The 24,577-nt window shown below is 73.1% G+C and carries 22 protein-coding genes; 17 read left to right on the top strand and 5 right to left on the bottom strand.

Annotation, left to right across the window (positions count from 1 at the left end; all coding sequences use genetic code 11):
* The first annotated feature begins 64 nt into the window (after positions 1–64).
* Genes EV386_RS06365 through EV386_RS06345 form a run of 5 tightly spaced genes read left to right on the top strand, consistent with a single transcriptional unit; the run spans position 65 to position 5,800 of the window.
* Positions 65–1,576 (top strand): fumarylacetoacetate hydrolase family protein, encoded by a 1,512-nt coding sequence (locus EV386_RS06365; protein ID WP_130413360.1) that lies wholly within the window; start codon positions 65–67, stop codon positions 1,574–1,576.
* 27 nt (positions 1,577–1,603) lie between these two features.
* Positions 1,604–3,124 carry a 5-carboxymethyl-2-hydroxymuconate semialdehyde dehydrogenase gene (hpaE, locus tag EV386_RS06360; protein WP_130413358.1) on the top strand — a complete coding sequence of 507 codons (1,521 nt, stop codon included), beginning with the start codon at positions 1,604–1,606 and terminating at the stop codon, positions 3,122–3,124.
* A gap of 1 nt (position 3,125) precedes the next feature.
* The gene (gene hpaD, locus EV386_RS06355; RefSeq protein ID WP_130413356.1) at positions 3,126–4,199 is read left to right on the top strand and encodes a 3,4-dihydroxyphenylacetate 2,3-dioxygenase; all 1,074 of its coding nucleotides are present in this window, start codon (positions 3,126–3,128) and stop codon (positions 4,197–4,199) included.
* Between the two features lie 12 nt (positions 4,200–4,211).
* On the top strand, positions 4,212–4,997 hold the full coding sequence (locus tag EV386_RS06350; protein ID WP_130413354.1) for a fumarylacetoacetate hydrolase family protein: 786 nt from the start codon (positions 4,212–4,214) through the stop codon (positions 4,995–4,997).
* A complete protein-coding gene (locus tag EV386_RS06345) occupies positions 4,982–5,800 on the top strand; it encodes an HpcH/HpaI aldolase family protein (RefSeq protein ID WP_130413352.1) in 819 nt (272 codons plus the stop codon). The genes EV386_RS06350 and EV386_RS06345 overlap by 16 nt, the downstream gene beginning before the upstream one ends.
* A 31-nt stretch (positions 5,801–5,831) precedes the next feature.
* Here the strand turns inward: EV386_RS06345 and EV386_RS06340 are convergent, their stop codons facing one another.
* Entirely contained in the window at positions 5,832–6,512 is a 681-nt protein-coding gene (locus EV386_RS06340) for a GntR family transcriptional regulator (RefSeq protein WP_130413349.1), read from the bottom strand.
* Between the two features lie 392 nt (positions 6,513–6,904).
* Between EV386_RS06340 and EV386_RS06335 the strand changes: the two genes are divergently transcribed.
* The 5 genes from EV386_RS06335 to EV386_RS06315 all read left to right on the top strand — a co-directional run bounded on the left by EV386_RS06335 (position 6,905) and on the right by EV386_RS06315 (position 13,115).
* On the top strand, positions 6,905–8,116 hold the full coding sequence (locus tag EV386_RS06335; RefSeq protein WP_130413347.1) for a chymotrypsin family serine protease: 1,212 nt from the start codon (positions 6,905–6,907) through the stop codon (positions 8,114–8,116).
* Positions 8,116–8,523 carry a hypothetical protein gene (locus EV386_RS06330; RefSeq protein WP_130413345.1) on the top strand — a complete coding sequence of 136 codons (408 nt, stop codon included), beginning with the start codon at positions 8,116–8,118 and terminating at the stop codon, positions 8,521–8,523. The genes EV386_RS06335 and EV386_RS06330 overlap by 1 nt, the downstream gene beginning before the upstream one ends.
* Before the next feature lie 113 nt (positions 8,524–8,636).
* A complete protein-coding gene (locus EV386_RS06325) occupies positions 8,637–9,338 on the top strand; it encodes an IS630 family transposase (RefSeq protein WP_165399862.1) in 702 nt (233 codons plus the stop codon).
* An 86-nt stretch (positions 9,339–9,424) separates the two neighbouring features.
* On the top strand, positions 9,425–11,332 hold the full coding sequence (locus EV386_RS06320; protein WP_130413340.1) for a heavy metal translocating P-type ATPase: 1,908 nt from the start codon (positions 9,425–9,427) through the stop codon (positions 11,330–11,332).
* Positions 11,333–11,456: 124 nt separating this feature from the next.
* Positions 11,457–13,115 (top strand): AMP-binding protein, encoded by a 1,659-nt coding sequence (locus EV386_RS06315; RefSeq protein WP_130416804.1) that lies wholly within the window; start codon positions 11,457–11,459, stop codon positions 13,113–13,115.
* 13 nt (positions 13,116–13,128) lie between these two features.
* Here EV386_RS06315 and EV386_RS18665 read toward each other — a convergent pair whose 3' ends face one another.
* Positions 13,129–14,538 (bottom strand): M15 family metallopeptidase, encoded by a 1,410-nt coding sequence (locus tag EV386_RS18665; RefSeq protein ID WP_242607852.1) that lies wholly within the window; start codon positions 14,536–14,538, stop codon positions 13,129–13,131.
* Between the two features lie 272 nt (positions 14,539–14,810).
* Entirely contained in the window at positions 14,811–15,818 is a 1,008-nt protein-coding gene (locus tag EV386_RS06300) for an ArsR/SmtB family transcription factor (RefSeq protein ID WP_242607851.1), read from the bottom strand.
* Between the two features lie 55 nt (positions 15,819–15,873).
* Between EV386_RS06300 and EV386_RS06295 the strand changes: the two genes are divergently transcribed.
* From EV386_RS06295 to panB, 5 genes are read left to right on the top strand one after another with little or no spacing between them, the layout of a single operon-like run.
* The gene (locus EV386_RS06295; protein WP_207216484.1) at positions 15,874–17,172 is read left to right on the top strand and encodes an MFS transporter; all 1,299 of its coding nucleotides are present in this window, start codon (positions 15,874–15,876) and stop codon (positions 17,170–17,172) included.
* Positions 17,173–17,183: 11 nt separating this feature from the next.
* A complete protein-coding gene (locus EV386_RS06290; RefSeq protein WP_130413336.1) occupies positions 17,184–17,936 on the top strand; it encodes a Rossmann-like and DUF2520 domain-containing protein in 753 nt (250 codons plus the stop codon).
* Positions 17,933–18,808, top strand: a complete 876-nt coding sequence (gene panC / locus EV386_RS06285; RefSeq protein ID WP_130413334.1) for a pantoate--beta-alanine ligase — start codon at positions 17,933–17,935, stop codon at positions 18,806–18,808. The genes EV386_RS06290 and panC overlap by 4 nt, the downstream gene beginning before the upstream one ends.
* Complete coding sequence (gene panD, locus EV386_RS06280) at positions 18,808–19,203, top strand: aspartate 1-decarboxylase (protein WP_130413332.1); 396 nt, start codon at positions 18,808–18,810, stop codon at positions 19,201–19,203. Before panC ends, panD begins: the two co-directional genes overlap by 1 nt.
* Positions 19,200–20,081, top strand: a complete 882-nt coding sequence (gene panB, locus EV386_RS06275) for a 3-methyl-2-oxobutanoate hydroxymethyltransferase (RefSeq protein WP_130413330.1) — start codon at positions 19,200–19,202, stop codon at positions 20,079–20,081. The genes panD and panB overlap by 4 nt, the downstream gene beginning before the upstream one ends.
* Positions 20,082–20,200: 119 nt before the next feature.
* Here panB and EV386_RS06270 read toward each other — a convergent pair whose 3' ends face one another.
* Together EV386_RS06270 and EV386_RS06265 are read right to left on the bottom strand one after the other, a co-directional pair.
* Complete coding sequence (locus EV386_RS06270; RefSeq protein WP_130413328.1) at positions 20,201–22,924, bottom strand: cation-translocating P-type ATPase; 2,724 nt, start codon at positions 22,922–22,924, stop codon at positions 20,201–20,203.
* Between the two features lie 271 nt (positions 22,925–23,195).
* The gene (locus tag EV386_RS06265; RefSeq protein ID WP_130413326.1) at positions 23,196–23,648 is read right to left on the bottom strand and encodes an aromatic ring-opening dioxygenase LigA; all 453 of its coding nucleotides are present in this window, start codon (positions 23,646–23,648) and stop codon (positions 23,196–23,198) included.
* Positions 23,649–23,998: 350 nt separating this feature from the next.
* Here EV386_RS06265 and EV386_RS06260 point away from each other — a divergent pair, with 350 nt between their 5' ends.
* Both EV386_RS06260 and EV386_RS06255 read left to right on the top strand, forming a co-directional pair.
* Positions 23,999–24,190, top strand: coding sequence for a hypothetical protein (locus EV386_RS06260; RefSeq protein ID WP_130413324.1), 192 nt, complete (start codon positions 23,999–24,001; stop codon positions 24,188–24,190).
* 1 nt (position 24,191) lies between these two features.
* Entirely contained in the window at positions 24,192–24,497 is a 306-nt protein-coding gene (locus tag EV386_RS06255) for a hypothetical protein (RefSeq protein WP_242607850.1), read from the top strand.
* The last annotated feature ends 80 nt before the right edge of the window (positions 24,498–24,577 follow it).

Raw genomic sequence — 24,577 nt, 5'->3', positions numbered from 1 at the left:
CGATCTCGCATACGACGCGCTAGAGTCGAGAGCGCACTCGACCCACCGACGAGCGAGGGAGCTCATGGCCGACGACGATGGGGCGCCGCCCGCACTGGCGCCGGGCGCCCGCCCCGGCAAGGTCATCGCGGTGCATCTGAGCTACGCGTCTCGCGCGCGGCAACGAGGCGTGCGCCCCGCGGCGCCCTCGTACTTCCTCAAGCCGACGAGCTCACTGGCGGCCACGGGCGGCGAGGTCGAGCGGCCCGCCGGCGCGGAGCTGCTGGCCTTCGAGGGCGAGATCGCGCTCGTGATCGGCGCCCCGGCACGCCACGTCGCGGTCGACCGGGCGTGGGCGCATGTGGCCGCCGTGACCGCCGCCAACGACCTCGGGGTCTACGACCTGCGCTGGGCCGACAAGGGCTCGAACGTGCGCTCCAAGGGCCGCGACGGGTACACGCCGCTCGGCCCCGAGCTCATCGACGCGCGTGACGTGGCGCCCGACGCGCTGCGCGTGCGCACCTGGGTCAACGGCGCACTCGTCCAGGAGGACACGACCGGCGCCGACGCGCTGTTGTTCCCCCTCACGCAGATCGTCGCCGACCTGTCGCAACACCTCACGCTGGAGACCGGCGACGTGATCCTCACCGGAACGCCCGCCGGGTCGTCCGTCCTGGTCCCGGGGGACGTCGTCGAGGTCGAGGTCGACGCGCCCGGCTCGCGCGACCCGCGCACGGGCGCGCCGCCCTCATCGGGCAGGCTCGTGACGAGCGTCGTGCAGGGTCACACGCCGTTCACCGACGTCGGGTCCGGCCCGCGCGTCGACGACGCCGAGCGCGCCCAGGCCTGGGGCAGCCGCGAGGCCGCGGGCCTCGACCCCGAGCCCGCGCCGTTCACCCTCGACGCGGCGCTCGCCGACAAGCTGCGCCGCGCTCCGGTCGCAGGGCTCAGCGCCCAATTGCGCAAGCGCGGGCTCAACAACGTGGTGATCGAGGGTGTGCGCCCGGTGGCGCCCGGCCAAGAGATCGTCGGGCGGGCCACCACGCTGCGCATGCTGCCGAACCGCGAGGACCTGTTCGCCGCGCACGGCGGCGGCCACAACGCGCAGAAGCGCGCCTTCGACACCGTCGAGCTGGGTGAGGTCGTCGTGATCGAGGCGCGCGGCGAGCGCGGCTCGGCCACGCTGGGCGACGTGCTCGCGCTGCGCGCCCGCGTGCGCGGCGCCGCGGGCGTCGTCACCGACGGCGGTGTGCGCGACGTCGAGGCCGTCGCCGCCACGGGGCTGCCCGTGTTCTCCGGTCCGCCCCACCCCGCGGTGCTCGGCCGGCGGCACGTGCCCTGGGAGACGGGCGTCGCCGTCGCGTGCGGGGGCGCCACGGTGCTGCCCGGCGACGTCATCGTCGCCGACGCCGACGGCGTCGTCGTCATCCCCCCGCACCTGGCCACCGAGGTCGCCGACGCGACGCTCGCCCAAGAGGACGAGGACGCCTGGGTGGCCGAGCAGGTCGCCGCGGGCGCCCCGGTCGAGGGGCTGTTCCCGCCGAACGCGACCTGGCGCGCGGCTTATGAGGCCGCGCGACGCGCCCGCGAGTCCTGACCGAGACCGACGATCACCGGAGTGATGATGACCGACCCGACCACCGCGCCCACGGCCCGCCGCATCCCCGCGGACCTGCCCGAGCGGATCCAGCACCACATCGGCGGCAGGGCCGTGGACTCGGCCGACGGCGCGACGTTCGACGTGCTCGACCCGGTGACCAACGAGACCTACGTCCAGGCGGCGGCCGGCCAGCGCGCCGACGTCGAGGCCGCCGTCGCCGCGGCGCGCGCGGCCTTCGAGGACGGCCCGTGGCCGCGCCTGCTGCCACGCGAGCGCTCCCGCGTGCTGCACCGGGTCGCCGACCTCGTCGAGTCGCGCGACGCGCGCCTGGCCAGGCTCGAGACGTTCGACACCGGCCTGCCGATCACCCAGGCGCTCGGCCAAGCGCGGCGGGCCGCCGAGAACTTCCGCTTCTTCGCCGACCTCGTGGTGGCCCAGAGCGACGACGCGTTCAAGGTGCCCGGGCGCCAGGTCAACTACGTCAACCGCAAGCCGATCGGCGTCGCGGGGCTCATCACGCCGTGGAACACCCCGTTCATGCTCGAGTCGTGGAAGCTGGCGCCCGCGCTGGCCACGGGCAACACGGTCGTGCTCAAGCCCGCCGAGTTCACGCCGCTGTCGGCGTCGCTGTGGGCGGGCATCTTCGAGGAGGCGGGCGTGCCCGCCGGCGTCTTCAACCTGGTGCACGGGCTGGGCGAGCAAGCGGGCGACGCGCTGGTCAAGCACCCCGACGTGCCGCTCATCTCCTTCACGGGCGAGTCGCGCACCGGCCAACTCATCTTCGCCAACGCCGCCCCGCACCTCAAGGGCCTGTCGATGGAGCTGGGCGGCAAGTCCCCGGCCCTCGTGTTCGCCGACGCCGACCTCGACGCCGCGATCGACGCCACGATCTTCGGCGTCTTCTCGCTCAACGGTGAGCGGTGCACGGCGGGCTCGCGCATCCTCGTCGAGCGCGCGGTCTACGACGAGTTCGTCGAGCGGTACGCGGCGCAAGCCGCGCGCGTCGTGGTCGGCGACCCGTCCGACCCGGCCACCGAGGTCGGCGCCCTGGTGCACCCCGAGCACTACGCCAAGGTCATGGGCTACGTCGAGCTGGGCAAGCGGGAGGGTCGGCTGGTCGCGGGCGGTGGGCGTCCCGCGGGCTTCGAGACGGGCAACTACGTCGCTCCCACGGTGTTCGCCGACGTCGCGCCCGACGCGCGGATCTTCCAGGAGGAGATCTTCGGCCCCGTCGTCGCCATCACACCGTTCGACTCCGACGCCGAGGCGCTCGCGCTGGCCAACGACACCCGCTACGGCCTGGCCGCCTACGTGTGGACGAACGACCTCAAACGCGCCCACAACGTCGCCCAAGGGCTTGAGGCGGGCATGGTCTGGCTCAACTCGAACAACGTGCGCGACCTGCGCACCCCGTTCGGCGGGGTCAAGGCCTCGGGCCTCGGCCACGAGGGCGGCTACCGCTCCATCGACTTCTACACCGACCAACAGGCGGTGCACATCACCCTCGGGAAGGTCCACAACCCGACGTTCGGCAAAGGAGCCTGACATGTCCCAGCCCATCCCCACCCCGACGAGCGCGCCCCCGGACATCCTGCGCTGTGCGTCGATGGAGCTCCAGGTCACCGACCTGGCGGCCTCGCGGCGGTTCTACGTCGAGGTGCTCAACCTCGTCGTCACGCAGGAGGACGAGAGCACCATCTACCTGCGCAGCCTCGAGGAGTTCATCCACCACAACCTGGTGCTGCGCCAAGGCCCCGTGGCCGCGGTCGCCGCGTTCTCGTTCCGCGTGCGCAGCCCCCAGGACCTCGACAAGGCCGTCGACTTCTACACCGAGCTCGGGTGCCGCGTCGAGCGGCGTCCCGAGGGCTTCGTCAAGGGCCTCGGCGACACCGTGCGCGTGACCGATCCGCTGGGCTTCCCCTACGAGTTCTTCTACGACGTCGAGCACGTCGAGCGCCTGACCTGGCGGTACGAGCTGCACACGCCCGGCGCCCTGGTGCGTCTGGACCACTTCAACCAGGTCACCCCCGACGTGCCGCGCGCGGTCGGCTACATGGAGAGCCTCGGCTTCCGCATCACCGAGGACATCCAGGACGAGCAGGGCACCACGTACGCGGCGTGGATGCGCCGCAAGCCGACGGTGCACGACACAGCCATGACGGGCGGCGACGGCCCGCGCATGCACCACGTCGCGTTCGCGACCCACGAGAAGCACAACATCCTGGCGATCTGCGACAAGCTCGGCGCCCTACGCCTCAGCGACCGCATCGAGCGCGGGCCCGGCCGCCACGGCGTCTCGAACGCCTTCTACCTGTACCTGCGCGACCCGGACGGGCACCGCGTCGAGGTGTACACCCAGGACTACTACACGGGTGACCCGGACAACCCCAAGGTCACGTGGGACGTGCACGACAACCAGCGCCGCGACTGGTGGGGCAACCCGGTGGTCCCGTCCTGGTACACCGACGCCTCGCTGGTGCTCGACCTGGACGGCCAGCCGCAGCCCGTCGTCGCGCGCACCGAGTCGAGCGAGATGGCGGTCACGATCGGCGCCGACGGGTTCTCCTACACGCGCCACGGTGAGGCGCAGCCCGAGTACAAGCTGGGCCACCAGCTGTGAGGGGACGCCACCGTGCTTGACGACGCGACGCGGACCGCCATCGCCGACGAGCTCGCGCGCGCGGAGGCGGACCGCGCCGTCGTCCCGCTGCTGACGCGGCGCCACCCGCGCATGACCGTCGAGGACTCCTACGCCGTCCAGAACACCTGGCGCAAGCGCGGCATCGAGGCGGGGCGGCGCCCGGTGGGCCGCAAGATCGGGCTGACCTCGAAGGTCATGCAGGCGGCCACGGGCATCACCGAGCCCGACTACGGCGCGATCTTCGCGGACATGGTGTTCGAGAGCGGCGCGGTCATCGAGCACGCGCGCTTCTCGAACGTGCGGATCGAGGTCGAGCTCGCGTTCGTCCTCGGCGAAGGGCTGCGGGGCCCGCACGTCACGGTGCTCGACGTGCTGCGGGCGACCGAGTACGTCGTGCCCGCGCTCGAGATCCTGTCCTCGCGCGTCGAGCTGGCCGGGCGCACGATCGTCGACACCATCGCCGACAACGCCGCGATGGGAGCGATGGTCTACGGCGGCAACCCGGTGGCGGTCGGCGACGTCGACCTGCGGTGGGTCTCGGCCCTGCTGTACCGCAACGAGGCGATCGAGGAGTCGGGCGTCGCCGCGGCCGTGCTCGGCCATCCGGCGACGGGCGTCGCCTGGCTCGCCAACAAGCTCGCGCAGCACGACGACGCGCTGAGCGCCGGGGAGATGGTGCTCGCCGGCTCGTTCACGCGGCCCGTGTGGGTCGATCCCGGCGACACCGTGCTGGCCGACTACCGCGAACTGGGGACCATCTCATGTCGATTCGTCTGACGCCTCCGCCGACCCTCCGCGACCGCCTGGCCCACGCCGACGCCCCGCTGGCGGGGATGTGGGTGTGCTCCGGCAGCCCGCTCGTCGCCGAGATCTGCGCGGGCTCGGGGATCGACTGGGTGTTGGTCGACGCCGAGCACGCACCGATCGGGCTGGAGACGACGACGGCGATCCTGCAGGCCATGGCGCCCTACCCGGCGACCGCGGTGGTGCGGGTCGCGTCGAACGACCCGGTGACGATCAAGCAACACCTCGACCTCGGAGCGCAGACGCTGCTCGTGCCCATGGTCGACACGCCCGAGCAGGCCGAGGCGGCCGTGCGCGCGGCGCGCTACCCGCCGCGCGGCGTGCGCGGCGTGGGCAGCGCGCTGGCCCGCGGGGCGCGCTGGAGCCGGGTCGAGGAGTACCTGACGCGCGCTGACGAGCTCGTCAGCGTGCTCGTGCAGGTCGAGTCCAGCGAGGCTGTCGCGAACGCGGGCGCGATCGCCGCCGTCGACGGGGTGGACGGCGTGTTCGTCGGCCCCTCCGACCTCGCCGCCTCGATGGGTCTGTTGGGGCAGCAGACGCACCCTGACGTCGTGGCGGCCGTGCTGCGGGCCTTCGACGCGGTCGGGCAGGTGGGCGTTCCCGTGGGGGTCAACGCCTTCGACCCGACGGTGGCCGAGACCTACCTCGGCGCAGGCGCGGCGTTCGTGCTGGTCGGCGCCGACGTCGCGACCCTGGCGCGCGGCAGCGAGGCGCTCGCCGAGCGTTGGGCCTCGGGCGCGGTGGGTCGCGGCGCGCCCGAGGCGCCGTCGCGTTGAGCCGTCGCACCCGCCCCGCGGCGAGCGGGCCTCAGGCCCCGACGGGTGTGGCGCGCGCGGCGACGTAGGTCTCGCGCGTGCGCAGCGTGTGGCAGCGCACGACCCGCTCGACCTCGTCGCGGCCGGCGCCCGCCCGCAGCAGCGTGAGGATGTGCTCGTGCTCTGCGACGGACTCGCGAGAGCGGGCGGGGATCGCCGCGAAGCTCGAGCGGCGGATCAGCGCCATGCGCCGCCACTCCCGCTCGAGCATCGAGATGAGGTGCTTGTTGGGGCACGCGGAGTAGAGCGTGCGGTGGAACTGCTCGTTGAGCTCGGTGAAGCGGACAGGGTCGAACCCGATGTCGGGCAGCCGGCGCATCTGGTCGTGCAGCGCCTGCGCGCGCTCGAGGTGGCTGGCGTCGAGGTGGGGGAGCGCGAGGCTCGTCGCGGCCCCCTCCAGATACGCCAACGTCTGCATGGTGTCCGCGTACTCGTGGACGTCGATGCCGCGGACCTGCGCGCCGACGTTGCGCGTGAAGGTGACCAGGCCCTCGGCCTCGAGGCGCCGTACGGCCTCACGCACCGGCACGGGGGAGACGTCGAGCTCGCGCGCGAGCTGGTCGAGCACCAGGCGGAAGCCGCCGACGTACGTTCCGTCTGAGATGCGCTCGCGCAGCGTCTGGTAGACGCGCTCAGATTTGGACAGCGGCGTGGTCTGCGTGGGCGTGGTCACTGTGTGCCTCCAGAGCGCCGCGGGTGCGGCGTGACACTCAGATCGTATACGCCAATCGGCGGCGTGCGGACTCTCCGTGACGGCTGCGCTCAGCGCATTGTCGTGCGAATTTTATGGTGAGCCTTACCTTCAATCATTCCCGGTGATACTGTACCGCGCCAAAGAACGCGACGCCGACCGGACCACACGCCCCATCATCATCCGAACCACCGTCTTGACACTGACCCCAGACGGCTAACCGAACGGCGTTGGCAATAGCCCGTGGGGGCGATGAAGGGTTGCCTCTGCATATCCAGTCGGCTACCTTAGTCTCGATCCACTACCAGAGGGTCATGATGAGATACCGCAGCACATTCCGAGTGCTCTCAGCGTGCACCGCGGCAGGGAGCCTGTTGCTCCTGGGTTCGCTCGCGTACGCGGACGACGGTCCGGCGCCGGTCGTCGAACTCCAGGCGGCGGAGGTCGCTGCGTTGCGGATCGATGACTCGATCAGCACTGCCGAGATGCAGGACCTGAGGTTGGTCGCGGAGCAGAACGGCATCTCACTGGATGAGGCGATCGACCGCTACGCCTGGAACGACAACTTCTCGTTGGTGGTCGACACGATCAGGAAGGCACATCCTGAGTCGTTCACCGGCGCGGAGATCGTGGATGCAGGTCATGCCTGGATCTCCTTCAAGGGTCCCGCACCCAACGTCGCCGCTGTCCTGGACCCGTTCGCGAAGATCGCGCCCACCGTCGAGGTCGAGGTTCGCGCGGACGAGGGCTACTCGGAGCACCAGCTGGAGAAGTCGATCGAGAGCGTCCACTACGCGATCTATGGTTCGCCCGGTGTCCGCCAAGCCGCCACGTCGTTCGATACCGACACGCGCACGATCGTCACCACCGTCGTCCTGACCGATCCAGAGCGGGCCTCGGCGGCCGCCGACCTGAATGAGACCGCCCAGGCCACCCTCGCCGCGGTGTCCACCAGCGATGCTGACATCGCCGCCGCCGTGACCGTCGCACGGAACGCAACCCTCGGCGGGGACGACAGCGCCAGCTATCACTACGGAGGTGAGGTGCTCTCGGGCTGTACCTCGGGTTTCGGGACCAGGGCGTCGAGCAGCACGAGCGGCACGCGAGGTATCGCCACCGCCGGTCGCTGCGGCAACTCCCAGGGTGACGACGGGTACACGCTCACCTCTCGGGGCGGGCACCAGGGCACCCATGGCGACTTCCAGTGGCACACCGGAGGGGCCACTCACTCGGACGACTTCTACGCCGGTACCGCCACCGTGACCGAGACGACCCTTCGCGACGTCTCCGGGAGCGGAGCACCGACGGTCGGCCAGACCCCGTGCAAGAACGGTGCGACCAACCACGCGAGCTGCCAGGAGGTGCGCAAGCTCGGCGACTGCCGAGACAGCATGTGCAACCTGGTGCAGATGGGCGCACGCCTCGCGGCAGGCGGTGACAGCGGCGGCCCGATCTACTGGGGAAACACCGCCTACGGTCTGCACTCGGGCCGGCGGTATGACCCGGTGGCACCGTTCGACCGCGACCAGTTCGCACGTGCCGATCGGATCGATGACGCCCTCGGCATCTACATCGCCACCAACTGATGTCCCCACAGCCCCGCCGCAGCAACGCTGCCCAGGCTCGCCGGCGGCGCCCGCTGTGGTGGGGTCTGACCATCCTGCTCATCCTCGCTGTGGCGACCACGGCAGTGCTCGTCCTGACCCGCGGGGTCTCCTGGCGCGACCGGGCACCGATCACCCAGGCGGTGCTCCTCGAGCAAGACCTGCTCGCCCTGGTGGTCGACACCTGCGGCGCCGAGCCCGAGGTCGACCTCCTCGACGAGCAGGAGGAGGCGGTGCAGGTCGCGGTCATCTCCACCCGCACTATCGGCGGGCCGGGCAGCGGAGACTGCCTGGACGTGGTCGAGGTCCGACTGCAGGCGCCTCTCGGTGACCGGCCCCTGATCGACGTGACGTCCGGCGACCAGATCACTGTTGATCCCAACTGGTGACCTGCCCGCCGTCGGTGCGGCCCAGCACAGCGTCCTCGCGTTCGGGCAGGCGACGGTGGCCATGACTACCGCTGCCCTCGCACGGCTCAAAGGGGTTGATGGTCCTGCACCCCATGCGACTGTCAACGACGGTGGGGCGCTTGCTGCGCCGGCTCGGGCTGAGCCCGCAGCGGCCGCCCAGGCGCTCGTGGAAGGCGAGCCCGGAGGCGCAGGAGGCATGGAAGACCACGATCTACCCGGCGATCGCCGCGGACGCGAAGGCCAAGGGCGCCGAGATCTACTTCGGCGACGAGGCCTCGATCCGAGCGGACCACCACGCGGGAACGACGTGGGCGCCCGTCGGCAAGACCCCAGTGGTCGGCGCCGGCGGCGACCGGTGCTCGGTCAACATGATCTCCGCGGTCACCGCCCGCGGGACCCTGCGGTTCAAGGTCATCGACGGGACGATGGACTCGGCGAAGCTCACCGAGTTCTGCGAACAGCTGCTCGCTGACGCGGCCCGTCCCGTCGTCCTGATCGTTGACGGGCGCCGGATCCACAAGTCCAAGGCCGTCCAAGCCTGGACCGCCACGACGGGCGGGAAGTTCACGATCTACACGCTGCCCGCCCACTGTCCGCACCTCGACCCCGACGAATGGGTCTGGCAGAACGTCAAGCCCGCCCGCATCGGCCGCGTCGCCGCGACCTCGAAGGACAACCTGCGCCCCATGGCCATCGGCGCACCACACCGCTTGCGGAAACTCCCCGCAGTCGTAGGAGCATTCTTCGCCGACCCCGACCTCGCCTACATCACCACCGCAGCAAGACCCGCCTGAGTCGACAAACCAATGCACTGGTGAGTATGCCTTTGGCAAGCCTGTGCTTGCTTGAAACGCATTCCAACGTCAATCAATATCGGCATATGTCTCGCGTTCGGTCCGCTCTGCGCACGTCTCCCCTCGTGTTCGCCACGCTCGGCGTCATCGCCGTCGCGGAGGCGCTGGCCGTCGTGTGGCCGCTGGCCACATCGTGGCTCTTGGGCGTCTTCGCGGTCGCGATGGCGTTGCACTCGGCTGCGGCGATGGTGGGCGAGTTGCGCTCGGGGACTTTCGGCGTCGACATCCTGGCCGTGACCGCCATCGGCGCGACCGTCGCCGTCGGCGAGCTGTGGGCCGCCGCGGTCATCGTCTTGATGCTGACCGGTGGCGAGGCGCTCGAGCGGTATGCGGCCGGACGGGCGCGCGCGGACCTGACGGCGCTGGCCAGCAACGCGCCGCGTCGCGCGCACCTCGTGGGCCGCGACGGCGCGGTGTGCGACGTCGACGTCGAGGCGGTGGCCGTCGGGCAGCGCGTGCTGGTCCGAGCCCACGAGGTCGTGCCGCTCGACGGCGTGCTGGTCTCCGACGCCGGGGTGTTCGACGACTCGTCGCTCACCGGCGAACCGCTGCCGCAGGAGCGGGTCGCGGGCGACACGGTCTACTCGGGGGCGGTCAACGGCGCGTCCGCGGTGACGCTCGAGGTCGCACGGGTGGCGGCGGAGAGCCAGTACCAGCGCATCGTCGCGCTCGTCGAGGAGGCCGCGGCGAGTCGGGCCCCGATGGTGCGCCTGGCCGACCGGTACGCGATCCCGTTCACGGCGGTGTCGCTCGCGATCGCCGGCGCCGCGTGGTGGGCCAGCGGCGATCCGCTCCGGTTCGCGCAGGTGCTCGTGGTCGCCACGCCGTGCCCGCTGATCATCGGCGCCCCGGTGGCCTTCATGGCCGGCATGAGCCGCGCGGCGCGCCGCGGCGTGATCATCCGGTCGAGCGCGACGCTCGAGAGGCTGCGCCGTGTGGGGACCGTGGCGTTCGACAAGACGGGGACGCTCACGCGCGGCACGCCGACCCTGACCGACGTGCGCGCCGCGCCCGGCGTCGAGCCCGACACCGTGCTGAGCCTGGCGGCGGGCGCCGAGCAGGCCTCGACGCACGTGCTCGCCGAGGCGATCGTGCGCGGCGCGCGTGCGCGCGGCCTGAGCCTGCCCGCGCCCCGCGAGGTGGTCGAGACGACGGCGGGTGGCGTCACCGCGTCGGTGGGGGGCACGCGGGTCGTGGTCGGCAAGCGCGCGTTCGTCGCCGCGGGGGTCGGGGAGGTCGCCGAGCCGCGGCTGGCCGCCGGAGAGCTCGCCGTGCACGTGAGCGCCGACGGCGCGTACGCCGGATGCGTGGTTCTGCGGGATGAGCCGCGCCCCGACGCCGAGGCGACCGTCGCACGACTGCGTGCGCAGGGTGTCGGACACGTCATGATCCTGACGGGTGACGAGGAGGCGACCGCCCGCTACGTCGCCGAGCAGGTGGGCGTCGCGGACGTGCGCTCGGGCTGTCTGCCCGCCGACAAGGTCGCCGCGGTCCGCGCGGTCACGCGCCGACCGGTGGTCATGGTCGGCGACGGCGTCAACGACGCCCCGGTGCTCGCCGCCGCGGACGTCGGCGTCGCGCTCGCCGCCCGGGGGTCGACCGCCGCGACCGAGTCGGCCGACGTGGTTGTGCTGCCCGACGAGATCGGGCGCGTCGCCGAGGCCGTGGAGATCGGGCGTCACACCGTCGCGGTCGCGCTGCAGAGCGTCTGGATCGGGATCACGGTGAGCGTCGCGCTCATGTTCGTCGCCACGACGGGCGCCCTGCCCGCCGTGGTCGGAGCCTGGCTCCAAGAGGCCGTCGACGTCGTCGCGATTGCGTGGGCGTTGCGGGCGATGGGCGCTGGCGCGCTGCGACGGCGGGAGGCGCCCGCGCCGGCCGGTGCGCCCGAGGAGCGTGTGCGCGGACGGACGGCGCAGCGCGCCGTCGCCTGACGATCGCCCAGCGCCGCGGTTCGGGGAGAGGTTGTGGAGGCCCTCCCCAACCTACGCCACCGTAGGTTACGGTGGCGTAGTGAAGACAACCACAGCGCCGTCGCGCCCGCAGGCACCGCCGCCGATGACCGTCGAGGTGCCCCACGAGCCGCTGACCGCCGCGCTGGACCGCGCCGCCGCGCAGTACGGCGACCGGGTCGCACTGGACTTCTTCGCCGCGACCACGACCTACCGCGACCTCTCACAGGGCGTCGACCGCGCGGCCGCGGCGCTCGTCGGCCTCGGCGTCGGACGGGGCGACCGCGTGGCGATCGCGCTGCCCAACTGCCCCAGCCACGTCGTGGCGTTCTGGGCCGTGCTGCGCCTGGGCGCCGTCGTCGTCGAGCTCAACCCGATGCTGGGTGGGCGCGAGGCCGTGCACCTCGTCGCGGACAGCGGCGCGAGCGTGGTGCTCGCGTGGTCCGCCGGGGCGGGCGCTCTGGCGGCCGCGGTCGCCGAGGCCGGGGACGACGATGCGCCGCTCGTCGTGCCCGTGGACGTCACGCGGGACCTGCCGCTCGCCAAGCGGTGGGCGCTGCGCCTGCCGGTGCCCGCGGCCCGGAGCCGTCGTCGTGCGCTGCGTGGCGACCCGCCCGCACTGACGCCCTGGCACCGGTACGTCGCGGCGGCCCAGCCGCTCGCGCCCGAGCCCGACGCCGCGCCGGGGCCCGACGACGTGGCGCTGCTGATCTACACCGGCGGGACCACGGGCGATCCGAAGGCCGTGATGCTCACGCATCGCAACCTGGTGGCCAACACGGCCCAGGGCCAGGCGTGGACGGCGCAGCGCGCCGAGGACGGGGAGGTCGTCTACGGCGTGCTGCCGTTCTTCCACGCGTTCGGGATGATGCTGTGCCTCGCGTATGCCGCGCACATCGCGGCCACGGTGGTGCTGCTGCCCAAGTTCGACGTCGACGCGGTGCTGGCCGCGCAGCGTCGCCGTCCGGGCACATTCCTGGCCGCGGTGCCGCCCATGCTCGCGCGGCTCACGGCGGCGGCCACGGCGCGCGGGGCCGACCTGTCGAGCTTCCGCATCACGATCTCCGGCTCCATGGCCCTGCCCGCCGAGACCGCACGGGCCTGGGAGGCGGTGACGGGCGGGCTGGTGATCGAGGGCTACGGCATGACCGAGACGTCACCTGTCGCCCTCGGCAGCCCGCTCGACGCGCGGCGCCGGCCCGGCGCCCTCGGCCTGCCCTTCCCCTCGACTCGGGTGCGGATCGTCAACCCCGAGGACCCGGAGCGCGAGGTCGCGACGGGGGAGCGCGGAGAGCTGCAGATCGCCGGCCCGCAGGTGTTCTCGGGCTACTGGAACCGCCCCGCGCAGACGGCCGAGGTGCTGCTGCCCGGAGGCTGGCTGCGCACCGGTGACATCGTCGTGCGCGACGAGGACGGGTTCATCACCCTCGTCGACCGCTCCAAAGAGGTCATCGTCACGGGCGGCTTCAAGGTGTACCCGTCGCAGGTCGAGGATCGGCTGCGGGGCATGCCGCAGATCGCGGAGGTCGCCGTCGTGGGCATGCCCGGTGGCGACCTGGGTGAGCGGGTTGTCGCGGCGGTCGTGCTCGCGCGCGGTGTCGTCTCGCTCGACCTGGCGACCGTGCGCGAGTGGGTCGGTGACACCATGGCCCGCTACGCCGTGCCGCGCTCCGTCGTCGTGATGACGGACCTGCCGCGCTCCGCCATCGGCAAGGTGCTGCGGCGGGCCGTCCGCGAGAGCCTGCTGGCGCAGCACGCCGCCTGACGGGCGCGGCGCCTCAGTCTGCGAAGGACTCGGGCGCGCCCTCGAACTCCCAGTGCCACGGCTCCGGCTTGGAGCCGTTCTCGCGGGCCCAGCCGGGCAGGTCCCATCCGAAGGAGGGCGCGTTCTCGCGCATCCAGCGGTGGGTCGCCGTGCCGAAGCGGTTGACGCCCGACCCGAGGTCGACGGCGACGCCCCAGCCGTGGTTGGAGGTGCCCGGCGTGGCCGCCAGGCGGCCACGCAGCGCACGAGCGCGCACCTGGCCCTCGAAGGAGCGGTAGGAGTCGGTGATCTGCAGATCGTCTCCGAAGCGGGCGCGGAAGGCGATGTTGAGCCGTTCGAGCTGCGCCGCAGCGTCGGGGCGCAGGCGGTGGCCCGCCGCCCATGACAGGTCCCGCAGAGTTTCGGCCGGGAGCCGGCCGTTGGCGTGCCCGCGTGTGATGTCGGCGTACTGGCTCAGACGGGCCGCGTCGGCCTGAGCCTCGGCGATCTGCCGAGTGAGGACCGCCTCGGGCGTCAGCGGAGCGGGAGCGACGTCGACCGCGGCGGGCGCGGCGTCGTTGAGCAACGACTTGAGGTCGGCGGTCGCCCGCGCGAGCGCTGTGGTGAGCACGAGGGGGTCGGCGGTGTCGGGAGGCGCCGGCGCCTCCACCATCGTCAGCGAGGCGATGGCCTCGTCGGCCCACAGCGCGTCGCCCGCGACGTGCCCCGCCGCCGTGTCCTCGAGCAGCGAGTCGACGGTGGCCGCCAGGCCCGGATCGGCGGGGGCGGGCGACTCGCCCACGTTCGCGCGGTGGACGAGCTCGCGCACCACGGCCGAGGCCACCATCACCTGCTCGCGCTTGACGGGGGTCGCGCGCGACTCGGTCGCGATGAGCTCAGCCGCCCGTTCGAGCGCCCCGGCTGCGGCCGCGATGGGGTCGCCGGGCTCGCCCGCCTGACCGGCGTCGAGCGCCAGCGGTGTGCGCTCACCGGAGCGTGCGGTGGCGAGCGTGCGCTGGGCGAGCGCGGACAGGTCGGCGCCGAACGGCGTCGGCTGACCCTCGGCCGCGCCCGCGGGCGCCGGCGGGGTCCCGGCGGCCTGGTCGGCGACGACCGTCGCCATGATGAGCGCTGAGGCCACCGCTGCCAGGCTCCCGGTGTGGGTCAGGCGCGTGAGCTGCGCGCGGCGGTGTCCGCGCTCGCCGCGCTGCGTGGCCCGGCGCTCGGCGCGCGTGGCCGTGGGGTTGACGCGCGCGTCGGGCGTGACCGAGGAGGTCTGGGCGAACCAGGTGTGCGGCACGGGAGCGGCGGCCGCCGGAGCCTGCGTCCGCGCAGGCGTCTGCGGCAGTCGAGTCGTGGGCGTCGCCTCGGGCTCCGAGCGTCCCGCGGCCGGCCCGGCGAGGGGTCGGTGCAGCGACGCGCGTGTCGGGTACTGCTTCGGCATGAGCCAGCCTCGGGACGACGACAGGACCCGACGACATTAGGAGCCGGCTCCTGGGCTCTCGCCTCCCTGACGCGATGAGGGGGCTCGTCTGGCCGCGAACGCCGCAGGGGGTGGCGTGGCGTCAGCCACGAGCGTTGGGCGACAGGATTGAGGCGACCCGCCCGATCGACCCCCACAACCGGACAGGCGCACGAGGGCGCATGGGCTGTCGCAGTAGCGTCCGGAGCGTCGCGGCGCCACAGCGTGGTGGGGCCGTCGACGTCGTCGCCTCCTCACGCCCGCGGCGGGAGCCGCGAGTCGCCCCGGTGTGCGACGAGCGCGTCGCCGAGCTCTGAGCGCAGATACAGCACCGATCTGCCGTGACGGGCGCTGGTCGCCAGGCCCGCGTCGCGCAGCAGCCGCAGGTGCTGGTTCACCGCGGAGGTGGTGACCCCCAGGCGTCGCGCGAGCTCGGTCGAGGAGGTGGGGGAGGCGAGCGCGGTGAGCAGCCCGGCACGCTGGACGCCGAGGAGGGCCGCGAGCACACGCTCTGCGCGCTGGGGCTCGGCCTGCCACAAGGTCCCGGCGCCGCGGGCCGGGTACATGATCATGGGCGGCTCACTGGACGAGACGGGGGCGCTGGCGCCTCGCGTGAAGAGGGTCGGCACCAGGGTCAGGCCGTCCCCGGTGGTGGGGCGGTGGAATCCGCCGGCGGTCGCCAGCCTCACGCGCACGACGCCGTCGGCGAGGCTGACGCGCTCGCTGAGGTCGGCGAACATGGCGGCGATCCCCGCCGAGGAGATCACCTGGCCGCGGTGGACGACGTCGGCCTGCAGGACGGCCCGCATGCGCGGCCACCACGGCTCGAAGCATGTGCGCCAGTACTCGCGCAGCGCGTGCGTCACCCGACGGCGCACGTCGCGAGGGTCGCCGCGCAGCGGCGCGGGCAGGCGGCCGGGATGGACGGCCCTGAGGTCGGCGGCCATGCGCTCGGGCGAGACGCGTGCGATGGCCGCGAGCTGGTCGTCGATGCGCGCGAGAGGGCTCAGCGGCCGCGGCGTCAGGTAGTCGGGGGTCCACAGGCTCACGTTGGTCAGGGCCGTCAGGAGGGGGACGTCGAGCGCGGCCCGCGCCCGCTCCGTGCGCCGCAGCCACGGCAGATGAACCGGGTAGCGGCCAGGCTCGCGAAAGGTGCGCAGCGACAGCGTCAGCTCATGGGCGGGCGAGATCGCGAACCGGACGTCGGCGACGTCCATCCCGGCGAGCTCGTAGCCGACCATCCCGGGCCCGCGCGCGTCCATGTAGGCGGACGCTACATCAGTTGGTCGGCGCGCACGTGCCTGAGACAAACATCCCGTGCGCGAGACCTTCCACCCCACAGATCCCGTCGCGCGAGCGCTGACGTTCTCCACGATGGCGTTCGCCCTGTCCAGCGGCGTCTTCTACACCGTGAGCACCCTGTACTTCACTCGTGTGGTCGGCCTGGCGCCGACCACCGTGGGCCTCGGCCTCGGGCTGGCGGGCGGGGCCGGCGTTCTCGCGGCGTATGGCGCGGGCCGGCTGAGCGACCGTGCGGGGGCCCATCGCGTGCTGGCGGGGTCGACGGCGCTCATGGGCGTGGCCATGCTCGCCTACCAGTTCGCGGGTGACGCCGTGACGTTCACGGCGGTGGCGTGCCTGACGGTGGCGGCGCGCGCCGCGACCGGCTCGGCCAAGCAGGCGCTGCTCGCCCGATGGTTCACCGGCCCCGGCCGCGTCGAGGTGCGGGCACGCATGCGCGTGGTCACCAACGTCTTCATCGGGATCGGCACCGTGGTCGCGGGCGCCGCGCTGCTCGCAGACACCGCCGCGGCCTATCACGTGGCGATGGCGACCGCGGGCGTTCTGCTTCTCGGCGCGTGCGCGCCCGTCGTGCTGCTGCCCCGGCGGACGCCCGGTCTGGCGCGGCGCCTCGCCCCGGTGGCGCCGACCGGCAGCGCGGGTCCGGCGCCGGCGTCACCCGCCGATCAGGCCCCTGCGGGCACTGCGTCACCCTGGCGTGACCGCACCTACCTCGCGAGTGTGGCCTTCAACGCCGTCGTCGCCCTGCACTTCGGTCTGCAGACCGTGGGAGTGCCGCTGTGGATCGCCTCGACCGATGCCCCGACGGTCATGGTGTCCGTCCTGCTGGTCCTCAACACGGTGCTCGTGGCGTTGCTGCAAGTGCGCGCGTCGCGGGGCTCCGACGACGTGCGGCACGCCGGCCTCACCGTGCGACGCGCCTCATGGCTGCTGGCCGGGGCGTGTCTGGCGTATGCGCTGGCGGGCCACGGCAGCCTTGTGGTGGCCTGCGTGCTGCTGGTGATCGCGGGCCTGGCCCATACGCTCGGCGAGGTGCTCGGGGAGGCCGGCGGCTGGGGTATGGCGTTCGAGCTGGCCGACCCGCGCGCGGCCGGCGCCTACCAGGGGCTGAGCCAGACCGGGTATGCGGTCGCGTCGATGGTCTCGCCCGCGCTCGTCACCGCGACCGCGATCGACCATGGGGCTCCCGGCTGGGCGCTGCTCGCGGCGCTCTTCCTGGCGGGCGGCGCCGGCGCGGCGGCGGTCGCGCGACGGGGCGCGCGATCAGCGGCGGAACGCGCTACGGCGCCCGAACCGGCGCAGGTGAGCGGGTAGCCTCAACGCTCATGCCCACCCCGCACGACCCGGCGTCGGCCGACGCCGCGACGAGCCCGCCCGCGCGCGTCGCGGTGGTCGGCGATGGGCGCATGGGTCGAGCGATCGCCGCCGGGCTGCGCACGGCCGGCGTGAGCGTGTCCGGGCCGCTCGGCCGCGGGGCGAGCGGGGCCGGCGCCGACGCCGTGCTGCTGGCGGTGCCGGACGCCGCGATCGAGGCCGCGGCAGCCCACATCGCGCCCGGCCGGATCGTCGGCCACCTGTCGGGAGCCACGACCCTGGCGCCGCTCGCGGGACACCGCGCCTTCAGCCTTCACCCGCTCATGACGGTCACCGCGGACGGCGCCCGCTTCGACGGCGTGCCGGCCGCCGTCGCCGGGTCCGACGCCGCCGCGCTGGGCGTGGCCCGCGACCTGGCCGCGATCCTGGGGATGCGCCCGTTCGAGGTGGCAGACGCCGATCGTGCCGCCTACCACGCGGCCGCCGCCGTCGCGTCGAACTTCCTCATCACGCTGGAGGGGCTCGCCGAGCGCCTGGCCGCGAGCGCCGGCGTCGGCCGTGAGGCGCTGGTCCCGCTCGTGCGCGCGAGCGTCGAGAACTGGGCGCGACGGGGCGCGCGCGACGCGCTGACCGGGCCCGTCGCGCGCGGGGACGAGGCGGTCGTCGCCGCCCACCGCGCCGCCGTCGCACAGCGGGCGCCGGACGCGCTCGCGCTGTTCGACGCGCTTGTCACCGCCACCCGGCAGTTGGGAGCCACCGCATGAGGATCGTCCGCACCGTCGCCGAGCTGCGCGCCGCGCTCGCACCCGAGCGCGCCGCGGGCAGACGCGTCGGGTTCGTGCCCACGATGGGCGCGCTGCACGAGGGCCACCTGTCGCTCGTGCGCGCCGCACGCGCGGGCAGCGACGTCGTCGTGGTCTCGGTCTTCGTCAACCCGACACAGTTCGACGACCCGGGCGACCTGGCCGCCTACCCGCGCACCGAGGAGGCCGACGTCGCGCTGGCCGCCGGGGCGGGCGCCGACCTGGTGTTCGCGCCCGAGGCGGCCGAGCTGTACCCGCGCGGGTACGCCACGACCGTGGCGGTCACCGGACCGCTCGCCGAGACGCTCGAGGGCGCCCAACGCGGGCGCGGACACTTCGACGGCGTCGCGACCGTGGTGACCAAGCTGCTGCTGGCCGTGGTGCCCGACGCCGCCTGGTTCGGCGCCAAGGACGCCCAACAGGTCGTCGTGGTGCGCCGGGTGGTGGCCGACCTCGGCATCCCGACGCGCGTCGAGGTCGTCGCGACGGTGCGCGAGGCCGACGGGCTGGCGATGTCGAGCCGCAACGCGCGCCTCGGCCCGGCCGACCGACCGCGGGCGCTGGCCCTGTCGCGCGCGCTGGGCGCGGTGCGCGCGGCGATCGAGGCGGGGGCGAGCGCGGGCGCCGCGCGTGCGGCGGGCCTGGCCGTGCTCGCCGCGCACGGCGTCGAGCCCGAGTACCTCGCACTGGTCGAGCCGGACACCCTCGACCCCCTCGCGCCCGCCGACGCGCCCGACCGCCGGGTGCTCGTGCTGGTCGCCGCGCACGTCGGGCCCGTCCGCCTCATCGACAATGTGACCGTCACCCCGCCAGCACCGACCGGAGCCCTCTGATGCAGCGCACCATGCTGAAGTCGAAGATCCACCGCGCCACGATCACCGGCAGCGACCTGCACTACGTCGGGTCGATCACCGTCGACGCCGACCTGCTCGACGCCGCCGACATCCTCGAGCACGAGCAGGTCCACGTCGTCGACGTCGACAACGGCGCGCGCTTCGAGACGTACACGATCGCCGGGGAGCGGGGCAGCGGCGTCATGCAGGTCAACGGGGCCGCCGCGCGCCTGGTCCACACGGGCGACACCATCATCGTCATCTCCTACGGCCAGTACGACCGCGCCGACCTGGAGGAGTACCGGCCCACCGTCGTGCACGTCGAGCGAGGGACCAACCGCGCGGTGCGCGTCGACGACGCCGTCGCCGAGCTGCTCGACGGGCCGGCGGCATGAGCGCCAGCCCGGCGCCGCAGCCGCGCGCCCGCGTCACCCTGCCGAGCCTCGCTGCGCGCGCCGCGGCGGGGGACAAGCTGGTCATGGTCACGGCGTACGACTACCCCGGCGCGCGCGCCGCCGAGCGCGCAGGCGTCGACCTCGTGCTCGTCGGCGACTCAGGCGCCCAGGTGGTGCTCGGGCACCCTTCGACGGTTCCCGTGACGGTCGAGGAGATGCTCGTGCTGGCCCAGGCCGTGCGCCGCGGGCTCACGTCGCCGCTGCTGGTGTGCGACCTGCCGTTCGGGTCCTACGAGGCCAGCGACGCCCAGGCCGTGGCCACCGCGGTGCGCCTGGTCAAGGAGGCGGGCGCCGACGCGGTCAAGCTTGAGGGCGGCGGACGCATGGCCGCCTCGCGCATCCGGGCGATCACCGACGCCGGCATCCCCGTCATGGGACACGTCGGCCTGACCCCGCAGACGGCCACCGCGCTGGGCGGCTTCGCGGCGCAGGGCCGCACGGTCGAGGCGGCCTCGCGCGTGCTGCGCGAGGCGCTCGCGGTCGAGGAGGCCGGGGCGTTCTCGCTGGTGCTCGAGGCGATCCCCGCCGACCTGGCCGCCGAGATCACCCCGCGCCTGCGCGTGCCCGCGATCGGCATCGGCGCCGGCCCGGACGTCGCGGGCCAGGTGCTGGTGCTGCACGACCTGCTCGGACTGACCGAGGGGCGGGCCGCGAAGTTCGTCAAGCGGTACGCGTCGCTGCTCGACGCGATGGTCGAGGGCGTGGCGGCGTACGCCGACGAGGTCCGCTCGGGCGCCTACCCGGGGTCCGAGCACGCCTACGCGATGCCCGACGGCGTCCTGGACGCGGTCCGCGCGGGGCTCGGCGAGCGGGCGTAGCAGGCGCCCGCCGGCCGACAAGCGCAGGCCGACACGCGCAGGGGGTCTCGACGGGCCCCGACCGACGAGATGCGTCGGTCGAGGCCTGTCGAGACCCCCTGGTGCGGTCGAGCCCGCCGTCAGGCGCGCTGGTTCGCGGTGTCCGGGTGCAGCCGGCGGTCCACGGCCTTGACGACCTCCATCACGAGGAAGATGGCCACGGCCAGCGCGACGCAGATCAGCCACTCGCGCAGTCCGATGCCGGTGACGCGGAACAGCGCCTGCATGAACGGCGTGTACAGGAAGAACACGTGCAGCGCCACGAGCGCGCCCACGGCCCACAGCACCGCCTTGTTGCCCTTGAGCACGTCGAGCGTCAGCGACGAGCGGTGCATGAAGCGGCAGTTGAACAGGTAGGCCACCTGGCCCAGGGCCAGCATGGTCAGGCCGGCAGACTGCGCCAGCGTGCCGTCGCCGTGGCCGCCGATCCCGAGGAACCCGTAGAACTCCGCGGCGAACACCAGCAGCGAGGCGCCGCCGATGAGCACCGAGACGAACAGGATGCGCCGCAGGAAGTCGGGCGTGATGAGCGGGGTCTTCGGATCGCGCGGGGCTCGCCGCATGATGTCGGGCTCGGCGGGCTCGGTGGCCAGCGGCAACGCGAGCGTCACCGAGGTGACCATGTTGATCCACAGCACCTGCACGGGCAGCAGCGGCATGACGGTCCACCCGAGCAGCACCGCGAACAGCAGGCCCAGCGACTGCGCGCCGTTGGTGGGCAGCATGAACAGCACAGCCTTGCGGATGTTGTCGTAGATGCGCCGGCCCTCGGAGACCGCGCGCTCGATCGTGGCGAAGTTGTCGTCCGCCAGAACGATGTCGGCGGCCTCCTTGGTCGCCTCGGTGCCCTTAATGCCCATGGCCACGCCGACGTCGGCCTGCGTGAGCGCGGGGGCGTCGTTCACGCCGTCACCGGTCATCGCCACGACCTCGCCGTGCCGCTGCAGGGCGCGCACGATGCGGATCTTGTGCTCGGGGCTGGTGCGCGCGTACACGTGCACCGACTGGACGACCTCCGCCAGGTCCATGTCGGACATGGCCTGCAACTCCGCGCCCGTCAGCGCGGGGGCGTCGGCTGAGTCGACGATGCCCATCTCCAGCGCGATGGCCTTGGCCGTGTCGGCGTGGTCGCCCGTGATCATCGAGACCGCGATGCCCGCGGTGCGCGCCTCGGCGATCGCGGCGATCGCCTCGGGGCGCGGCGGGTCGACGATGCCGGTGACGCCGACCATCGTCAGCCCCTGCGGGCCGTCGTCGGGCAGCGCGTCGGCCGTGGCGGGCGCCTCCAGGCGCGCGGCCGCGAGCACGCGCAGGCCCTGGGCGGCCAGCGCGGACATCTCGGCGTCCCAGAACGCGGCGTCGAAGGGCTCAAGGCCGCCGTCGGCGCCGAGCTGCGTGGTGCAGCGGGCGGCGACCGAGTCGAGCCCGCCCTTGACGAGCACGTGGCGCGAGCCGTCGGGGGCCTGGGTGAGCGTGGCCATGTACTTGGTCGCCGAGTCGAACGGAATCTCGGCCAGGCGCGCCCAGCCCTCGCCCGTGACGCCGGCCTTGCGGCCGAGCACCAGCACGGCGCCCTCGGTGGGCTCACCGATGAGTCGCCAGCGCTCGTCCTCCTGCTCCAGGTGGGCGTCGTTGCACAGCGCCATGACCTCGGCGACCGCCAGCAGGTCGGGCGACGCCGCCGGGGCGCCGTCGGACGTGACGACGCGGCCCACGGGCGCGTAGCCCGTGCCCTCGACGTCGTACTGACCGCCACGCGTGGACACGTGGCGCACGGTCATCTCGTTCTGGGTGAGCGTGCCGGTCTTGTCCGAGCAGATGGTCGACACCGACCCGAGCGTCTCCACCGAGGCCATCTTGCGGCTGATGGCGTTGCGGCGGGCCATGGCCTGCACGCCGAGCGCGAGGGTGATGGTGACGAGCGCGGGCAGGCCCTCGGGGATCGCGGCGACGGCGAAGCCGATGGTCGCCGACACCAGGTCGGGGCCGGAGATCTCGCGGAGCAGGCCGATGACCACCATGACCGCGGCCATGCCCAGGATGAGGACCGCCAGGCGCTTGCCGAACACCGCCATGGTCTTGGCCAGGGGGGTGTCCATGTCGTCCGCCTCGGAGATCATGGTCTGGATGCGGCCGATCTCCGTGGTCGAGCCCGTCGCGGTCACCACGGCGGTGCCGGTTCCGGCCACCACGAGGGTCGAGGAGAACAGCATCGACGTGCGGTCGCCGACGTTGGCCTGCTCGGCGACGGCGTCGATCGTCTTGACCGCGGCGACCGACTCCCCGGTCAGCGCCGCCTCCTCGACCTGCAGGTTGCTGGCCTCCAGCAGGCGTGCGTCGGACGGGACGCGGTCGCCCGGGCGCACCTTGATGACGTCGCCCGGCACGAGGGTCTCGGCGTCGACGTCGCTGACCGTGCCGTCGCGCAGCACGTGGGCGCGCGTGGAGAGCATGCCCTTGATGGCGTCGAGCGCCTTCTCGGCCCGCCCCTCCTGGATCATGCCGATCGCCACGTTGATGATGGCGACGCCCGCGATGACGGACACGTCGATCCAGTTCGAGGCGTCGCCCGTGTAGATCGCGATGGCGGCCTTGATCAGCGCTGCGATGAGCAGCAGGAAGATCAGGACGTCGTTGAGGTGCCCGGCGAGCTTCTTCCACCAGGGGTCGCGCGGCTGAACCGGGAGCCGGTTGGGTCCCGCGGTCGCCAAGCGGGCCTCGGCCTCGGCCGTGGTGAGTCCTTCGAGACGGGTCTCGTGCCCGTCGAGGACATCGTTTGCCGTCAGTGCCCATGGTGCGGCCATTAGCGTCCCTCCCGTAGTGATGATGTCTTCCCCGCGCCCATCCTGCCGCCGACCGGACCGCAGGGCATGCGCGAGGCCGGACCACATGCCTGACCGGGCGCATTGCGATCGTTGAACGCGCAACCACGGCGCTGATCTACCTGCTCAGGAGCGTGGGCGCCCGCCCGGCGCCGGTCACGGCGGGCGTGTGAGCAGCCTGACACAGACCCACGGACACGACGGCGCCCCGCCTCCCGCGCGAGCGGGGGACGGGGCGTGGTCGCAGCGGAGGTCAGGCGGCGACCAGCGTGGGCTCGGCGACCTTGGCGCCCGCGGCGACGCGGGTCAGCGCATAGCCGTTGCCGGCCACCAGGACGCCCATGCCGATGACGAGGGCCGAGACACCGTAGGCGAGCACCGAGGTGAACAGGTTCGCGCGCAGGTTCGAGGCCTGCTCGGCGACGGCGCGGTTCGGGTCCTCGCGGTCCATGTCGGCGAAGGTCAGGCCGCCGGTGATGTTGTCGGCGTGCATCTGGATCACGTCGGCCTGGGCCAGAGCGGAGAACGGGTTGTTCACGCTGGTGCCGGCGAGGAAGTTCGCGTCGGCCGGGACGGTGATGTTCTGCTCCGACAGCTGGCTGGTGACGAAGCCCCAGGCGGTGCCGCCCGCGACGATCATGAACAGGCCGGCGATCAGGCCGATGAGGCCGATGGTCTTGACGGGCTTGGTGGTGGAGGTGCTCATCGTGGTGGGTCCCCTCGTGTGGCGCCGCGGTGGCGGCTCTGTAGCGGCCAGTCCGTGTGGTCTGACCTCATGCGAAAACGATAGCCATAGTGGTAAGACCACAGCAAATCGGCGACACGTGATCCGTCACACAGCGTCACGCGCGGCGTTGACCATGCCATTCGCGCGGTCGCGCGCGAGCCGCGCGGCGCGCGACGACCCCGCAGGTGGCGGGCGGTGCGCCGCACGGCGCGTGGGCCACCTCTCGCGGGCGCCCGGCGCCGGGGGTAGGTTCGCCGCGCGGCCCGGTCACGAGGCCGCGAGCGACGACGCGGGACGAGCGTGCCGCGCCTGGGACCAAAGGAGCAGCCATGGGGCTCGATGACTTCCTCGACAAGGCCAAGGGCCTGGCGTCCGAGGAGAACCTGGAGAAGGCCAAGTCGTTCCTGACCGACGAGAACGTGGACAAGGTCGCCGAGAAGGTCAAGGAGGTCGCCCCGGACTCGGTCGACGGCATCGTCGACCAGGTGGCCGCCAAGGCCAAGGAGTTCGGGGGCGAATGACGTGAGCGTGTTCGACAAGATGAGGGACGCCGCGCAGGACGCGGTCGCCAAGGCCAAGGACGTCGCGGGGGACGTGGCGGACAAGGTGCAGGACGTCGCGGGCGACGTGGCCGACAAGGCGCAGGACGTCGCGGGCGACGTGGCCGACAAGGCCAAGGGGCTCGCCAGCGACGAGAGCATCGAGAAGGTGGCCGAACGGCTCAAGTCCGTGGCGCCCGACTCGGTCGACGCAAAGATCGACGCGCTCGCCGACAAGGCCCAACGGCTCAACGACGGTGGCGCCGGAGACGGGACCACCCAGGTCTGAGCGACCGCGACCGCCGCGCCGCACCGAGCCGAAAGGCGTCGGCGATGGCGGGGGACGTCGGTACGATCGAGGGGCGCCGC

Origin of the sequence: Xylanimonas ulmi (assembly GCF_004216535.1) — a bacterium.
GTDB lineage: Bacteria > Actinomycetota > Actinomycetes > Actinomycetales > Cellulomonadaceae > Xylanimonas > Xylanimonas ulmi.
The sequence above is the reverse complement of the archived record's forward strand: the minus strand, read 5'-3'. Positions and strand labels throughout refer to the sequence as shown.

What these genes read in the sequence shown, in the direction of transcription:
- EV386_RS06365 (WP_130413360.1), top strand. Translation starts at nt 65, where the DNA reads ATGGCCGACGACGATGGGGCGCCGCCCGCACTGGCGCCGGGCGCCCGC.
- EV386_RS06345 (WP_130413352.1), top strand. Translation starts at nt 4,982, where the DNA reads ATGTCGATTCGTCTGACGCCTCCGCCGACCCTCCGCGACCGCCTGGCC.
- hpaD (WP_130413356.1), top strand. Translation starts at nt 3,126, where the DNA reads ATGTCCCAGCCCATCCCCACCCCGACGAGCGCGCCCCCGGACATCCTG.
- EV386_RS06260 (WP_130413324.1), top strand. Translation starts at nt 23,999, where the DNA reads ATGGGGCTCGATGACTTCCTCGACAAGGCCAAGGGCCTGGCGTCCGAG.
- EV386_RS06330 (WP_130413345.1), top strand. Translation starts at nt 8,116, where the DNA reads ATGTCCCCACAGCCCCGCCGCAGCAACGCTGCCCAGGCTCGCCGGCGG.
- EV386_RS06315 (WP_130416804.1), top strand. Translation starts at nt 11,457, where the DNA reads ATGACCGTCGAGGTGCCCCACGAGCCGCTGACCGCCGCGCTGGACCGC.
- EV386_RS06290 (WP_130413336.1), top strand. Translation starts at nt 17,184, where the DNA reads ATGCCCACCCCGCACGACCCGGCGTCGGCCGACGCCGCGACGAGCCCG.
- hpaE (WP_130413358.1), top strand. Translation starts at nt 1,604, where the DNA reads ATGACCGACCCGACCACCGCGCCCACGGCCCGCCGCATCCCCGCGGAC.
- EV386_RS06320 (WP_130413340.1), top strand. Translation starts at nt 9,425, where the DNA reads ATGTCTCGCGTTCGGTCCGCTCTGCGCACGTCTCCCCTCGTGTTCGCC.
- panD (WP_130413332.1), top strand. Translation starts at nt 18,808, where the DNA reads ATGCAGCGCACCATGCTGAAGTCGAAGATCCACCGCGCCACGATCACC.
- EV386_RS06265 (WP_130413326.1), bottom strand. Translation starts at nt 23,648, where the DNA reads ATGAGCACCTCCACCACCAAGCCCGTCAAGACCATCGGCCTCATCGGC.
- panC (WP_130413334.1), top strand. Translation starts at nt 17,933, where the DNA reads ATGAGGATCGTCCGCACCGTCGCCGAGCTGCGCGCCGCGCTCGCACCC.
- EV386_RS06325 (WP_165399862.1), top strand. Translation starts at nt 8,637, where the DNA reads ATGCGACTGTCAACGACGGTGGGGCGCTTGCTGCGCCGGCTCGGGCTG.
- panB (WP_130413330.1), top strand. Translation starts at nt 19,200, where the DNA reads ATGAGCGCCAGCCCGGCGCCGCAGCCGCGCGCCCGCGTCACCCTGCCG.
- EV386_RS06300 (WP_242607851.1), bottom strand. Translation starts at nt 15,818, where the DNA reads ATGGACGCGCGCGGGCCCGGGATGGTCGGCTACGAGCTCGCCGGGATG.
- EV386_RS18665 (WP_242607852.1), bottom strand. Translation starts at nt 14,538, where the DNA reads ATGCCGAAGCAGTACCCGACACGCGCGTCGCTGCACCGACCCCTCGCC.
- EV386_RS06270 (WP_130413328.1), bottom strand. Translation starts at nt 22,924, where the DNA reads ATGGCCGCACCATGGGCACTGACGGCAAACGATGTCCTCGACGGGCAC.